Annotated in this window: 10 protein-coding genes; 3 read left to right on the forward strand and 7 right to left on the reverse strand. The window is 66.7% G+C overall.

All coding sequences use genetic code 11. From position 1 onward, the window contains the following. The first annotated feature begins 539 nt into the window (after nt 1-539). The 3 genes from HNR51_RS05030 to HNR51_RS05040 all read left to right on the forward strand — a co-directional run bounded on the left by HNR51_RS05030 (nt 540) and on the right by HNR51_RS05040 (nt 3,693). Nucleotides 540-1,160, forward strand: coding sequence for a DUF1269 domain-containing protein (locus HNR51_RS05030; protein WP_182554512.1), 621 nt, complete (start codon nt 540-542; stop codon nt 1,158-1,160). Between the two features lie 277 nt (nt 1,161-1,437). After that, nucleotides 1,438-2,928, forward strand: coding sequence for a Do family serine endopeptidase (locus tag HNR51_RS05035; RefSeq protein WP_182554176.1), 1,491 nt, complete (start codon nt 1,438-1,440; stop codon nt 2,926-2,928). 405 nt (nt 2,929-3,333) lie between these two features. Beyond that, nucleotides 3,334-3,693 (forward strand): acid-activated periplasmic chaperone HdeA, encoded by a 360-nt coding sequence (locus HNR51_RS05040; protein ID WP_182554177.1) that lies wholly within the window; start codon nt 3,334-3,336, stop codon nt 3,691-3,693. 774 nt (nt 3,694-4,467) lie between these two features. Here HNR51_RS05040 and clcA read toward each other — a convergent pair. The 7 genes from clcA to HNR51_RS05075 form a co-directional block, all read right to left on the reverse strand. After that, entirely contained in the window at nt 4,468-5,835 is a 1,368-nt protein-coding gene (gene clcA, locus HNR51_RS05045) for a H(+)/Cl(-) exchange transporter ClcA (protein ID WP_182554178.1), read from the reverse strand. 123 nt (nt 5,836-5,958) lie between these two features. Then, nucleotides 5,959-9,090, reverse strand: coding sequence for an efflux RND transporter permease subunit (locus HNR51_RS05050; protein WP_182554179.1), 3,132 nt, complete (start codon nt 9,088-9,090; stop codon nt 5,959-5,961). A gap of 107 nt (nt 9,091-9,197) precedes the next feature. Then, a complete protein-coding gene (locus tag HNR51_RS05055; RefSeq protein WP_182554513.1) occupies nt 9,198-10,523 on the reverse strand; it encodes an efflux RND transporter periplasmic adaptor subunit in 1,326 nt (441 codons plus the stop codon). 306 nt (nt 10,524-10,829) lie between these two features. Next, nucleotides 10,830-11,063, reverse strand: a complete 234-nt coding sequence (locus HNR51_RS05060; protein WP_182554180.1) for a hypothetical protein — start codon at nt 11,061-11,063, stop codon at nt 10,830-10,832. A 628-nt stretch (nt 11,064-11,691) separates the two neighbouring features. After that, nucleotides 11,692-11,832 carry a DUF2474 family protein gene (locus HNR51_RS05065; protein WP_239681456.1) on the reverse strand — a complete coding sequence of 47 codons (141 nt, stop codon included), beginning with the start codon at nt 11,830-11,832 and terminating at the stop codon, nt 11,692-11,694. A gap of 35 nt (nt 11,833-11,867) precedes the next feature. After that, entirely contained in the window at nt 11,868-12,878 is a 1,011-nt protein-coding gene (cydB, locus tag HNR51_RS05070) for a cytochrome d ubiquinol oxidase subunit II (protein WP_182554182.1), read from the reverse strand. Nucleotides 12,879-12,892: 14 nt separating this feature from the next. Next, a complete protein-coding gene (locus tag HNR51_RS05075; protein WP_182554183.1) occupies nt 12,893-14,317 on the reverse strand; it encodes a cytochrome ubiquinol oxidase subunit I in 1,425 nt (474 codons plus the stop codon). Nucleotides 14,318-14,689 lie beyond the last annotated feature (372 nt).

Below are 14,689 nucleotides of genomic sequence, written 5' to 3' on the forward strand. Positions count from 1 at the left end.
CCGGCAACGCGATCGGTGTTCCGGATCTGCGGGGCGGTCTTGCTGGATCGATGTGCACCATCGAGCGGGACAAGACAGGGCTTACATCGAGGCGCGCCCTCGATGAAGGGATCCCGTTCCGCTGCGAATATGTGCCTGATCAATGTGATGCGGTCCGAAGTGTCCGAAAACGCGTCTCGACGTGCGAGCGAGGACGGATCGGATCGGCCATGAGGCACGACGCTTGAGAACCGTGGTCCCCAACCCTGAGCTGGACTGGTCGCCGTCCGACGTTCCTGCCCGCACGCACGCGCCCGATCGCCGTCCCGTCAACCATGCCGGTCGCCCGGTCTCGGGCGCTGGGGCGGCCGATCCATCGGTAGCCGATCGGGACACTGGCCCCGACGAGACCCTGCCGCCTCCTCTCTGAGAGGCGCCACGACACGCACCCGTCCGGTGCCGACGCGGCCAAGGAGAGGGTCAGCGGGAGGGGGCCGAGCACAACCGCGAGCGCATCCGCTTCGAGAATGACGGAAGACGCTGCCCACGAGGAGGAACGAATGTCCGAGCTTGTCGTGATCGGTTTCGAGGATCCGCAGGAGGCGGATCGCTCCCTGAACGAACTGTCGCGCATGCAGACCGAGCACTTGGTCGACCTTGAGGATGCCGTGGTCGCGATCCGCGGCCAGGACGGCAAGCTGCGGCTCAAGCAGAGCGTGGATCTGATCGGTGTGGGCGCCGCCTCCGGAGGCATGTGGGGGGCAATGTGGGGATCGCTCGTCGGGCTCCTCTTCCTCAACCCGCTGCTGGGCCTTGCCACGGGCGCAGCCCTGGGCGCGGGCGCCGGCGCCCTGTCGGGGAAGCTCGCGGATTACGGCATCAACGACGACTTCATCCGCTCGATCGGGGAAACGCTGCAGCCGAATACGTCGGCTCTGTTCATCCTGTTGCGCAAGGCACAGCCGGAGAAGGTGCTGAGTGAGATCTCGCAGTTCCGCGGCCGCGTGATCCGTTCCTCCCTCTCTCCTGAGCAGGAAAGCCGCCTCCAGGCCGCCCTGTCGGGCCCTCAGGTGTCGATGCCGGGGAGCGGCCCCGAGACGACAGGCGGTGACAGCTCGACCCCGGATCAAGGCCGGCCCCCGCAACCGCCGGGCGGTCCGAGCGAGGCCGCCGGTTCGTGATCGTCCCATCGCTCTTCAGCGTCCTCCGGACGAGCGGATCTCGGGGGATGCGCCGGCCCTCTGTCCTGCACCGACTCCTGCCGAGTATCGGCGGTGACGATTGAAGACCGGATGGCAGGCAGGGGCGGCTCACCTTGGACGAGCTGTCATTCTCCCGGCCTGCGCCGATCGAGGGGCGTGAATCCAGGTTTCCGTTCCCTCTCCCGCAGTCCGACGTCCGGCCGCGTTCCGGCACGCTCGTGCGGCAGGTTCGCGTGATCGATCTTAGGAGATTTCCATGGCCCTGACCGTTCGCCGCCGCGTCACCGCCTCCGTCGCCGCGGCCGCCTTCGTCGCGGGTGGTCCGGCCGGGTTCGGCCTGACCCAACCCGGCACCCCGGCCTATGCCCAGGCCCTGCCCAAGACCCCGATCGAGGCTCCCGAGCATCCGCCGGGCTCGTTTGCCAACGTCGTCGACAAGGTGAAGCCGGGCGTCGTCGCCGTGAAGGTCAAGCTCGACAGCGGCCTCGACGACGATGACGACGGCCCTGGCGGCCCCAACATGCAGCAGGTGCCGCCGCAACTGCGCGAGTTCTTCAGGCGCTTCGGCCAAGGTGGTCCCGGCGGGCGCGGCATGCCGCAGCGCGGCGGGGTCGGCTCCGGGTTCATCATCTCGGCGGACGGCTACGTGGTGACCAACAACCACGTCGTCGATCATGCCAAGACCGTGCAGGTCACTCTCGACGACGGCCGGACCCTCGATGCCAAGGTCATCGGCAAGGACCCGAAGACCGACATCGCGCTCCTGAAGATCACCGAGAGCGGCAGCTACCCCTACGTCCAGTTCGGCAAGGGCGCGCCGCGGGTCGGCGACTGGGTCGTCGCCATCGGCAACCCGTTCGGCCTCGGCGGCACGGTGACGGCGGGCATCGTCTCGGCCCGCGGCCGTGACATCGGTGCCGGCCCCTACGACGACTTCCTGCAGATCGATGCGCCGATCAACAAGGGCAATTCCGGCGGCCCGACCTTCAACGTCAACGGCGAGGTCGTGGGCGTGAACACGGCGATCGCCTCCCCGTCCGGCGGCTCGGTCGGCCTCGGCTTCGCGATCCCCGCCGAGACGGTGCAGACGGTGGTCGATCAGCTCCGCACCGACGGCAAGGTGGTGCGCGGCTATCTCGGCGTGCAGGTCCAGCCGGTGACGAAGGACATCGCCGAGGGGCTCGGCCTCGACAAGGCCAAGGGTGCGCTTGTCAATGACGCCGAGAGCGGCACGCCGGCCGCCAAGGCCGGGTTGAAGCCCGGCGACGTGATCGAGTCGGTCAACGGCGTCCCGATCGACAACGCGCGCGACCTCTCGCGGTTGATCGCCGGCCTCAAGCCCGGCACCGAGGTGAAGCTCGCCTATCTGCGCGGCGGCAAGAGCGACACCGCGACCGTCGAACTCGGAACATTGCCGGGCGATGGCAAAGTGGTGAGCCGCGGCGACGACGCGCCGAGCGGTCAGGTCCGGCTCGGCCTCAGCCTGGCCCCCGCCAGCGAGGTTGGCCTCGGCGACGAGGGCGTGGCGGTGATGGATGTCGATCCGACCGGTCCGGCGGCGGCCAGGGGCATCTCGCAAGGCGATGTGATCCTGGATGTCGGCGGCACCAGCGTCGCGAAGCCCTCCGATGTCCAGGCGCAGATCCGCGCCGCGGAATCGAGCGGCCGCAAGGCGGTGCTGATGCGGGTGAAGGGCGCGAGGGGGCAGACCCGATTCGTCGCCGTCGCGCTCAACAAGGAAGGATGATTCACTCTGGAGCACCCTCCCTGGCCGGAAGGCGGGCGGGCGGAAGCCTGCCGAGCCGGTCCGGCCCGTCGTCGGGACGGTCTACCGATGGTCGCGGGATGCACGTGCCGACAGCGCGAGGCTATACCGTGTTCACTCCGGATCGACGATCTTGCTATTCTCTCTATAAGATATGCTTTGATTCGTATATTTTCGGTGGTATTTGCCCGGAACCTTGCAAAGCGACGGGCGTTCACGCTATAGTTCAGACATCTATCTTCGGCGTTATAGCTCTTCATCATTTGATGTTGGCGCAGCCGGCAATCGGCCCGGTACATCGAGATCTGTTGGCTGGCCCGGACGCCGCCACGCCGAATTCCGACAAGACACCGTCGATGGCATCACGCCAAAGCAAAGGAGCTCATCATGCGCACAGGATTTCTGAAAACTCACCTGCTGCCCGCGATTGCAGTCGTCTTGTCTGCCGGTCTTGTTCAGGCCGAAACCTCAGGCGGGAAGAGCGCCGACAAGCATCATGAGAAGCTCGCGAGCAAGCCGCTCGAGAAGGTCACCTGCGAAGAATTCAACGGGTTCGAAGACACGTTCAAGCCGAAAGTCGTCGCATGGGCCGCAGGCTACAAACAGGGTCAGAAGAAGCCCGATGCGGTGGCGATCGATATCGCAGGGGTCGAGAAGGTCACCCCGCTCATCGCTGAAGAATGCAGGAAGGCGCCGGCCGCCTCCCTATGGTCGAAGATCGATGGAGAGCTGAAGAAGGTCTTCTGACGCAGAAGTCTTGCCTCATCGAAACGCCTTTCCGCGCGGGCGCTCGAACCGCCCGCAGGTGTCTGGACGTGTCAAAGATCGGTTGATCGACCAGCTTTTGTTCTCCTGCAACTGGTCGAGTGCCGCTTCTCATTTTGCCCGATACGCGACCCTTTCCTGCCCAGGCAACTGAACCGGCAGGCTTCGGCCGAGCCTCGTTGAGGGGCTCGGCCGGGGTCCGAGGCGTCGAGGATGAAGCCCGGTCCGAACGCGTATCCTTCCGTATCTTCAGCGTTTCTCGAAGTGCCGCAGGGCTTGGCAAACGCGATCTTGGTCAGCGCGATAGAGGTGTGCCCATGATGAAGCGATTGATCATCATCACCGCGGCGCTTGCGACCAGCACGGCGACGCTCGCACAGCCGCTCCCGCCCCCGCCCGGTCCACCGCCGCCGCCGTTGGTTTTGCCACCGCCTCCGCCGCCCCCTCCTCCGCCACCGCCGCCAGTTCCGGTCTTGCCTCTGCCGCCACCGCCTCCGCCACCCCCTCCCCCGCCACCGCCGCCCGTGTGAAAGGGCTGCGGCCTGACGCGGCGCACAGTCTCGCGCGGATCGTCACATCCGCTTCGGGTCTGCGCCGCGGCCGGGATCTCCCGGGTGGCAACCGCGCCTTGCTCCAACGCCAAGGGCGGCCGACCTCGTCCCCCCCGATCCCGACGGGACGCGGAAGGTCGAGCATGTCGGAAAGGGTCCGCCTGCCGGGCTTCGTGCCGCGCCGTGACAGGCGCAGAGGCGGCGTTCAGTGTGTCGCACGCTCCGGATCGGCAGCCAGACCGACATCCGAGCCCTTGGCTGGACCCCGGCCGGCCCGGGCCAGGGTGCGATCCAGCATCTGTCCGTAGATCGGACGGCCACCCAGCCATTGGGCCACGAGGCTCGCCGTCAGGCAGGCCGTCAACATGGGCAGGACGAGCGCATAGGCGCTGGTGAGTTCAAGCACCAGTACCACGCCCACGGCCGGAGCTTGGACGGTTGCGCTGAACAGCGCGGCCATCGCCACGATCCCGAAGGAGACCGGCGTCACCCCCATACCGGACAAGGCTTCGGGGAAGGCCGTCTGCGCGAGCACGCCGAAGGCCAAGCCGATGCAGGTCGCGAGGGACAGGATCGGCGCAAAGATGCCGCCCGGTGTCCCGATGGAATAGCTGGCAACCGCAGTGACGAGGCGGGCGCCGGCCAGCATCAGGAGGACGCCCGCACCCGGTGTCTGCACGGCGATCTGCGAAATGACCCGTTCCCCGCCGGTGACGGCGCGCGGAGCGACGATCAGCAGGATGCCCACGAGCAGCCCGACCAGGGTGGGCCACAGATAGGGTGCCCGCTTCTGCCAGGCGGTGGCGATGTCCAGCATCGCCAGGATGCATCGATTGAAGAGCACGCCCACGGCACCCAGGATGATGCCCAGGATGGCGAAGGCCGGCAACGACGCCAGCGCCGCCTCTCCGGCGGACAGCGGCAGGTCCGGTCGTTCGCCCGAAATGATCTGGGTCACCGCCGTTCCGGTGATCGCGGCCGCGAACACCCCCATGTAGTTCCGGAACGTGTAGGGGAACTGCTTGCGCGTTTCCTCGATGACGAAGAGCACGGCCGACATCGGGGCATTGAAGGCGCAGGCGAGACCCGCCCCCGCGCCGGCCGCCAGCAAGGCCTTTCGATCGCCGTCCCGCATCCGGAACATCTGGCAGGCGGCGAGCGCCGCCGAACCGCCCATGTGAATGGTCGGTCCCTCCCGGCCGAGAACGAGCCCCGAGCCGATGGCGGCAATGCCGGCGATGAACTTCACCGGCAGCACGCGCTCCCAACGCACGTGCCGGATGCCGGCGATGGCCCCCTCGATCTCGGGCACCCCGCTCCCGCTCGCCTCGGGGGCGAAGCGCCGGGTGATGAACACGGCAAAGACCGCGGCCGCCGTCGTGACGGCGGCGCTCGCCGCGACCAGCCGCCAGCCCTCGACCCGGCCGGCGAGCCATGTCGGCCATTCGATGATCGTGTCGATGGCAAGGTGGAAGAGGCCGCCGAACACGCCCGTGAGGGCGCCGACGAACAGGGCCACGGCGACGAAGCTTGCCTGCTGCAGGGGGGTAGCGGGTCGATCTGCCGGCTCCATCCTCGCCCGCTCCTCTCGCTGATTGCCGGCCAATCCTGGATGTCCGGGAGCCAATCCCGAAAAAAATCTCCCGGCGGGACACCCCGAAGTTCCCGGGGACGGTTTCCCGCACGCGCCCTCGGGTCAGGCGGTCTGCCCCTGTCTCGTCTTCCCGGATCTCACGCGCTCTCGCAGGGACTGGACCGTGACGTAGAGCATCGGCACCAGGAAGATGCCGATCGAACTCGCCGCGATCATTCCGCCGAAGACCGCGGTGCCGACGTCGCGACGGCTGATCTGGGCCGCGCCGGTGGCGATCACGAGGGGCACGAGGCCGAGGATGAAGGCGATGGAGGTCATCATCACGGCGCGGAACCGCTGCTCGGCGCCGCGGATCGCGGCTTCCCGGATCGGCACGCCCGCCTCCCGCTGATCCTTCGCGAACTCGACGATCAGGATGCCGTTCTTGGCCGCCAGCGCGATCAGCACCACGAGCCCGATCTCGCTGTAGAGGTCGAGGGAAAGGCCGGCGAGCTTGACGGCAAGGTAGGAGCCGAAGGCGCCGACCACGACGGACAGAAGGACCGGAATGGGGATCGTCCAGCTCTCGTAGAGGGCGACCAGAAACAGATAGGCGAACAGGAAGGCGAGGCCGAGGACGATCCAGGTCTGTCCGGACGCCTGCTGCTCCTGATAGGCGGTTCCGGTCCACTCGTAGCCGTAGCCTGTCGGCAGGGTACGGTCGGAAATCTGCTCCATCGCGGCCAGTGCGGTGCCGGAGGAGATCCCGGGCGCCGGGCTGCCGTTCACGCTGACAGCCCGGAAATTGTTGTAGCGGGTCAGGACCTGCGGTCCGAGCACGAAGCGCTCGCTCGCCACCGAACGCAGCGGCACCATCTGGCCCGAGGCGCCGCGGACATAGATGTTCCAGATGTCGCGAATATCGCCCCGGTTGTCCGCCTCGCCCTCCACGTTCACCTGCCAGGTGCGGCCGTAGAGATTGAAATTGTTGACGTAGATCCCGCCGAGCGTGGCCTGGAGCGAAGCGAAGACGTCGCTCATCGCCAGTCCGAGCACCTGTGCCTTCGTGCGGTCGATGTCGAGGTAGATCGACGGATTCGACGCCGTGAAGGTGGAGAAGACACGGGCGAGTTGCGGATCGCGGTTCGCCGCCGCGGTGAGGCCGCGCACGACCGCGTCGATCGCGGCCGGGTCCTGGCCCTCGTGCGCTTCGAGCACGTATTCGAAGCCGCCGCTCGTCGAGAGTCCGACGATGGGCGGAAGGTTGAAGGGCCGCACCGTCGCTTGCCCGATCCCTGCCGCCGCCGCATTCGTGCGCGCGATCAGGGCCTGGGCGGATTCCGCGGCGCTTCGGCGCTCGGCGAAGGGCTTGAGCTGCGCCACAAGGAATGCGGCGTTCGGCTCCGCCGCCCCGTCCAGCAGCGAGAAGCCGATAACCGACAGCACTTGGTTGACGCCGGGCATGTCCTTCAGGAGCCTCTCGACCTCCCTCGCGACGGTACTCGTGCGGGCCACCGAGGCACCGTCGGGTAGCTGCACCGAGACGAAGAAGGCGCCCTGATCCTCCTCCGGGAGAAAGCCGACCGGCGTGACCCGCGAAAGGCCGAAGATGCCGCCCGCGAACAGGAGAACCAGCATGAGCGAGAGCGCGGACACGCGGACGAGGCGGCGGACCCCTGATGCGTAGCGGTCGCGCACCCAGTCGATCCCGCCGAGCACCCGGCCCATGATGCCGCGCCGCGCGCCCGTGGGACGCAGGAAGACCCCGCAGAGCGCGGGCGACAGGGTCAGCGCGTTGATCGCCGAGATCATCATGGCGGCGCTGATCGTCACGGCGAACTGGCGAAACAGCGTTCCCGACACGCCCGGGATGAAGGCGATCGGAACGAAAACGGACAGGAGGACGAGCGTGATGGCGATGATGGGAGCCGTGATCTGCGTCATGGCGAGCTTCGTCGCGTCGGCCGGCGACAGTTCCGGATGCTCCTCCATCACCCGCTCGACATTCTCGACGACGACGATGGCGTCGTCGACCACGATGCCGATGGCCAGCACCATCGCCAGGAGCGAGACGGTGTTCGCCGAATAGCCCAGCACGAGCAGCACCGCGAAGGTACCGATGAGGCTCACCGGCACGGCGACTGCCGGGATCACCGTCGCCCGGAGGTTTCCCAGGAACAGGAACACGACGATGACGACGAGGACGAAGGCCTCGGCCAGCGTCCGCAGCACCTCGGAGATGGTGTCCTTCACGAAGGTCGTGGAATCGTGCACGACCACGTACCGCAAGCCTGCCGGGAAGCGCGCCGAAAGCTTTTCGAGCGTCGCCTTCACGGCGGTCGCGGTCCGCACCGCGTTGGCGCCCGGTACGAGATAGATCGCCACCGGGACACCGGGGCGGCCGTCGAGCCGGGACTCGCTGTCGAAGCTCTGCGCACTGAGCTCCACCCGGGCGACGTCGCGGATCCGAACCACGGAGCCGTCGGAATTCGTTCGCAGGACGATCGCGCCGAACTGGGCAGGCGTCGATAAACGACCCTGCGTCTGCACGTTCATCTGGATCTGCTGCTCGTCCGTGATCGGCGGTGCGCCGATCCGGCCGACCGGCGCCTGCACGCTCTGCGCCCGGATCGCGTCCACCACATCCGAGGGCGCGAGCTTCAGGCTCGTCAGGCGCTGCGTGTCGAACCAGATGCGCATCGAGTAGTTCATCCGCGCGAACAGGTTGGCTTGGCCCACCCCGGCGGTGCGCGAAATCTCGTCGAGCACGTTGATGATGGCGTAGTTCGTGATGAAGAGCGGGTCCTGCGCGCCCGTCTCGCTGTAGAGCACCGCGAAGAGCAGGATCGCGGAAGACTTCTTCTGAACCTTGAGCCCCTGCAGCTGCACCTCGGAGGGCAGCTGGGACAAGGCCGACTGGACGCGGTTGTTGACGCTGACCGTGTTGATATCCGGGTCCGTGCCGAGATCGAAACTCACCGACAGGCTGTAGCTGCCGTCATTGGCACTCGTGGATTTCATGTAGATCATGCGGTCGACGCCGATGATCTGCGCCTCGAGCGGCTGGGCAACGCTCGCCTCGACGACCTCGGCCGAGGCGCCCGGATAGGTCCCCGTGACGCTCACCTGCGGCGGCACGATGTCCGGAAACTGCGCCACCGGGATCCGAAGCAGCGCCAGCCCCCCGGCAATCGTGATGATCAGCGCGATGACGAGCGCGAGCCGGGGGCGGTCCACGAAGATCGACGAGATCATGATGCGCCTCGGGCCGGATTGCCTGGGACAATGAGCGGTCGATCCGTGACTGGGGGCCGCGGAGCGGGAAACGGGCGGGCGCGGGGGAGACGACGTCCCATGCGGCTTCAGTGCCGGCTGCGCGGGCTGCCGCTCGCGTTCGAGCCGGCACCGCCGGCGGTGCCTGCCGGAGCTTGTCCTGCCGGTAGGGCGGTCGACGCAGCCGGCGTCGTGGGGCGCGCGGTCTCCGCGCCGCTATCCGTCACGGACGAGTCCCGCATCATCTTCTGCAGAACGGCGTCGGCGGGCCTGGGCGAGACGGCCTCGCCCGCGCGGACCCGCTGCAAGCCCTCGGCGATCACCTGCTCCCCAACATCGAGGCCGTTCGTCACCGCCGCGAGCGTCGTGCTCGACTGGCCGAGTTGGACACGGCGCAACTCGGCCTTGTTCCCCGGCCCGATCACGTAGACGTAGCTGCCCTGCTGATCGGCGAGGACGGCAGCGCGCGGAATCGCGACGACCTCGACCGGCTTGGCTCCTTCGAGGAAGACGGTCACGAACTCGCCATCAAGGAGTTCGCGAGGGGTGACGGGGCTCTTCGCCTGCTCGAAGATCGGCGGATTCGGCAACACGCCGCGGAGCAGGATCGTATCCGTGTTCGTGGCGATGGTGTTGTTGACGAAATCGAGCTTGCCGGTGTGGCGGTAGACCCGGCCGTCCGGCAGTTGCGCCCGGATGAGGACGGCGCCGAACCCGCCGATCGGCGTGTAGCGCGCTCTCAGACGGATGGCCTCCTGGACCGGCACCGGAAAGATCACGAACATCGGATCCTGGCTGACGATCGTCGTCAGCACCCCGGAACCCGGCCCGACGACGTTGCCGATGGTGAGCGCGGTGCGCCCGATCTGGCCCGCGATCGGCGCCCGGATCTCGGTGTAGCCGAGATTGATCTGCGCCGTGTCGAGCTGGGCTTGGGCGGCCTGAAGCTGCGCCTCCAGCGCGCGCTCGTTCGCGAGCGCCGCGTCATAAGTCGATTGCTGGCCGGCCGGCCCGCCGAGAAGGGTTCTGGCACGGCCTGTCGTGAGACGTGCGTTTCCCAATTGCGCTTCGACCTGCGCGATCTGCGCCTGCTGAGCGGCCACGGCCGCCTGGAACGGACCCTGCTCGAGAAGATAGAGGAGAGTGCCTTCCTCGACGTCGGCGCCCTCGACGAAGAACCGCTTCTCGATGAAGGCCGTCACCCGCGCAACGATATCGACACGTTGCTTGGCCTCGATGCGGCCGATGAACTGCTCCGTCTGCGTAATCGGCTCCTTGCGGGCCGCGACGATGCCGACAACGGGCGCCCCACCCGGCTCGCCCTGCGCGAGAGCCGTCGGCATGAGCGGCAGGCAGGAGGCGGACAGCGTGGTCGCCGCCATCCAGGCCCGGAGCGTGGCCATGCCGGACCGCATCACGGCTGCCTCCGGGGGATCGTCCACCGACACGCGACACTTCTTCGAACGCCATGCCGGGTGGCTGGCGGCATGCCGGGCCGGTGAGGCGTTGTTGCGGGCGGCGAGGCACATGCGGGAGCTTGCAGAGCCCGGCGCCCATCGCACGCCTCCCCAATGGCGAAAGGCCCCAGGCTCATCCATGTGCCTCTTCGAAGATCCGGGTGCTGGGAATGCCGCCCCGAACGGCTGGTCGGGGTCGGAACGCCGAAGGCTTTCGCTGCAGCCTCCGTCCAAGGATCGGCGAAGGCTTTCTTGGACGGTGCTCTAAAAGGACGGTTTGTTGCCGATGCACTTGCATCGCTTCGACTTCAGGATCCGGCAGCGGCCGCTGCAACAATCCCGCGCGCTTCGTCCGATCCATCCATTGCCGCGGCATTCGATGTTCATGTCCCGCGTCGTCATGATCTGTCCGGGCCGGCTCATCGCCGTCGTCGCCATCGGGATGCTCAGTCCCATGATCGTTGCTGAAAAAACAGCGAGCATTGCGATGTTTTTCATGGCGTATCCTCCGTCTTGATTGATTGATCGGCTGTTGAGGGTTCGTCGCGGCGATCGATCTCCAGCGAGTTGTATTTTTATTCGACAAGAAATATTGCGTGTCGACGATGGATGGCCGGGTCGGCGCCAGATGCTCGGGGCATTTCAGCCGCGACTCGACGAATGCAAGCTGACCGAGGCAGGCTTTGAACCAGCCGCCTGTTTCAGGTTGCGCAATGAAGCGGGAGTCTTCCGACGATCAGTACAACGGCCTGGTGACGATGCGGCGGATCGGCCCGACAGAGGCCGGGCACCTCGGGACAAGGACGGCGACATACTCGTTCGTATGGAAATCGGCACGCGTCTTGAGGTGAGGCATCGTCGATCTCCGCACCCCGGAGAGTATAGTCGATCAATCCCGGCCCGTTCCTTGATGACGATCAATCCAAGCCCTGCGCGCCTTCCTTTGGAATGGTCGAAATCTGGCCGAACATCTGAGAGGTCTCGGACAGGCGTAGGAGCCGGCCTGAGCGCAAAGCGTCTTCGCGGTTCGCCAAGACGCGCCCGCCCAAGCCCATTCCAAAGGTTCGTCCCCGACCCATCGGCCGATCACCGCGCCACGGGTCCGCGACCGAGTCCGGTGCGCCGATCACGTCGACTTCAGCAGCCATCGTAGCGGGAGGGCGATGGCCGTCAGCGCCGCGACCCCGATCGTCCAGAGCAGAACGAACCAGCCGATCCGGCCGAACTGCCTGATCCGCCGCGTCCGGCGAGCGTGGGTGGCGGACACGAATGCAGGCTTCGCCGCCGGCCGCCGGGCCCTCATCAATGATATCCGGTTTCCGGCGTGACCTTGCCGCGGAACAGCCAGTAGACGTAGGCCGTGTAGCCGAGCACCATGGGTACCAAGATCGCCGCACCGGCGAGGAGGAAGGCTTGGCTGCTCGGATGCGTGGCCGCCGCCCAGATCGTGATGTCCGGAGGCACGATCGTCGGCCAAAGGCTGATGCCGAGCCCGATATAGGAGAGCAGGAAGAAGCCGAGCGCGCAGAGGAAGGGCATGACTTCCTCCCTCCGCTCCAGCGCGCGCTGGAAGCGCAGCGCCAGCAATCCGACAAGCAGCGGCACCGGCGCCCCGAGGAGGATGCCGGGGAAGGAAAGCCATCGTTCGCGGAAGGGGACGCTCAGAAGGAGCATGACGAGCGAGATGATCGCGATCAGGAGCAGGGTCGCGAAGCCGAGCGGACGGGCGAGGCGGTACGCGCGGATCTGCAACTCTCCCCCGGTCTTCCAGATGAGCCAGCATGCTCCGAGAAGCCCGTAACCCACGACCAGCGCGACGCCGGTCAGAAGGGAGAACGGGGTGAGCCAGTCCCACCAGCCGCCGGCATAGGCCCGCCCCTCGACGCGGATGCCCTGCACGAGAGCGCCGAGCGCGATGCCCTGGCACAAGGCCGCGACGTAGCTGCCCCAGGAGAAGGCCCGATCCCACCAGAGCTGCCCCCGCGCCGTCACCATGCGGAAGCGCATCTCGAAGGCGACGCCGCGGAAGACGAGGGCGAGCAGCATCAGGATCAGCGGCATGTAGAGCGCCGGCAGGATCGTGACGTAGGCAAGCGGGAAGACGGCGAAGAGGCCGCCGCCGCCGAGGATCAGCCAAGTCTCGTTGCCGTCCCATACGGGCGCGACGGAATTCACCATCACGTCGCGGTCGGCCTTGGCGGACACGGCCGGAAACAGGATGCCGATGCCGAGATCGAACCCGTCCATCGCAACGTAGAGGAACACGGCGGTCGCGATCAGGACGGCCCATATCAAGGTCAGGTCGAGTGACATGGACATCGCCTCCTTCACTCGGCCGGCTGAGCGTTGGGGCCGGCCGCGAGCGCCGGAGCCGGAGTGATGCCGGCGGTGCGCACCGGCTGGCCGGTGGGCAGACCCGCCTCGTGCGGTCGCGGCGGCTGATTGAAGAGGTGCAGAAGGAACCAGATACCGGCTCCGAACACGACGAAGTAGACGACGGCGAAGGCAGCGAGCGAGGCCGCAACGGCGGGGGCGGCGATGGGTGAGACGCTGTCGGCGGTGCGCAGCAGCCCGTAGACCGTGAACGGCTGACGCCCGGATTCCGTCACGATCCAGCCCGCCGTGACGGCGATGAGGCCGGACGGGCCCATCGCGACCGCGCAACGGTGCAGCCATCGAGAGGTGTAGAGCCGTCCGTTCCAGCGCAGATAGAGCGACGTCACGCCCAACGCGATCATCAAGAAGCCGATCCCGACCATGACCCGGAAGGCCCAGAACACCAGCGGCAGGTTGGTCGGCCAAGTGTCCCGCGGCATCGACTTCAGTCCACGCACCTCGGCGTTCAGGTCGTGGGCGAGATACAGGCTCGCGAGCCCCGGTATGCCGATCGCCCAACGCGTCGTCTCGGCCTGCGCGTCCGGCCAGCCGAACAGGATCGAGGGCGCGCGCCGCTCGCTGTCGAAATGGCCCTCCATCGCCGCGACCTTGGCGGGCTGATGGTGGTAGGTGTTCGTCCCATGCAGATCGCCCAGAACGAGTTGTACGGGGGCGACGATCGCCGCCATCCACATCGCCATCGAGAACATCAGGCGGGCGCGCGGGTTCGAGCGGTCCCGCAGGAGATGCCATGCCGCCACCGCACCGACGATCATCGCAGTGGTGAGGTAGGCGGCGGTGACGGTGTGGGCGAAACGGAAGGGGAAGGACGGGTTGAAGATTACGGCCCACCAATCCTGGGGCGCGAAATGGCCGTTGGCGTCGAGCACGTAGCCCGTCGGCGTCTGCATCCAGGAATTGGCCGACAGGATCCAGAAGGCCGAGATCAGCGTGCCCACCGCCACGAGGCAGGTCGCCAGGAAGTGGAGGCGCGGGCCCACGCGCTCCAAACCGAACAGCATGACCCCGAGAAAGCCTGCCTCGAGAAAGAAGGCCGTCAGAACCTCGTAGCCGAGAAGAGGGCCGAGAACCGGGGCCGTCTTGTCGGAGAAGACCGACCAGTTGGTGCCGAACTGGTAGCTCATGACGAGGCCGGAGACGACGCCCATCGCGAACGCCACGGCGAAGATCTTGAGCCAGTAACGGTAGGAATCGAGATAGACCGCGCGGCCCGTGGTGAGCCAGAAGGCTTCCAGCACCGCGAGAAAGCTGGCCAGTCCGATGGTGAAGGCCGGGAACAGGAAATGCCAAACGACAGTGAAGGCAAACTGGCTGCGGGCGAGGTCGAGTGCACTGGGGAGGTGGTCGGCCAACATCTCTGACACCCGATCTGCGGGGTTGACGAGGTATGGACTGAATATCAATCCCAATAATAGGCGAGAAACGATCAGTATATTATAAGGTACGAAGGCATATTATCCAGGATGGTCCGGCGGTCATTTGCGGTGCGGCAGCTCTGAGCTCCGGATGAAGTTTTTATGGTCTCCGGCGTTTTTTCCTCCCTGTCTCGAATGCTTGCTCGCGGCGTTCGTACGAATAAGGGAAGCTCGGCAAAATCAATGCGCACTGGCCGCCTTCTCGGTTGAGCGCACTGTCGAGAGGACGCTCTCCACGAAAGCCCATCACGTTGGGGATCACATTGATCTCGATCAGACGGAACCATTGCAGCGCTGGGAGCGGGCGCCTGA

The organism is Methylorubrum thiocyanatum, from assembly GCA_014138645.1.
In the GTDB taxonomy this organism is placed as follows: domain Bacteria; phylum Pseudomonadota; class Alphaproteobacteria; order Rhizobiales; family Beijerinckiaceae; genus Methylobacterium; species Methylobacterium thiocyanatum.

Excerpts from the sequence above, each read along its gene's own strand:
- HNR51_RS05030 (WP_182554512.1), top strand. The coding sequence starts at position 540 with ATGTCCGAGCTTGTCGTGATCGGTTTCGAGGATCCGCAGGAGGCGGAT.
- HNR51_RS05060 (WP_182554180.1), bottom strand. The coding sequence starts at position 11,063 with ATGAAAAACATCGCAATGCTCGCTGTTTTTTCAGCAACGATCATGGGA.
- cydB (WP_182554182.1), bottom strand. The coding sequence starts at position 12,878 with ATGTCACTCGACCTGACCTTGATATGGGCCGTCCTGATCGCGACCGCC.
- HNR51_RS05050 (WP_182554179.1), bottom strand. The coding sequence starts at position 9,090 with ATGATCTCGTCGATCTTCGTGGACCGCCCCCGGCTCGCGCTCGTCATC.
- HNR51_RS05035 (WP_182554176.1), top strand. The coding sequence starts at position 1,438 with ATGGCCCTGACCGTTCGCCGCCGCGTCACCGCCTCCGTCGCCGCGGCC.
- clcA (WP_182554178.1), bottom strand. The coding sequence starts at position 5,835 with ATGGAGCCGGCAGATCGACCCGCTACCCCCCTGCAGCAGGCAAGCTTC.
- HNR51_RS05040 (WP_182554177.1), top strand. The coding sequence starts at position 3,334 with ATGCGCACAGGATTTCTGAAAACTCACCTGCTGCCCGCGATTGCAGTC.
- HNR51_RS05075 (WP_182554183.1), bottom strand. The coding sequence starts at position 14,317 with ATGTTGGCCGACCACCTCCCCAGTGCACTCGACCTCGCCCGCAGCCAG.
- HNR51_RS05055 (WP_182554513.1), bottom strand. The coding sequence starts at position 10,523 with ATGCGGTCCGGCATGGCCACGCTCCGGGCCTGGATGGCGGCGACCACG.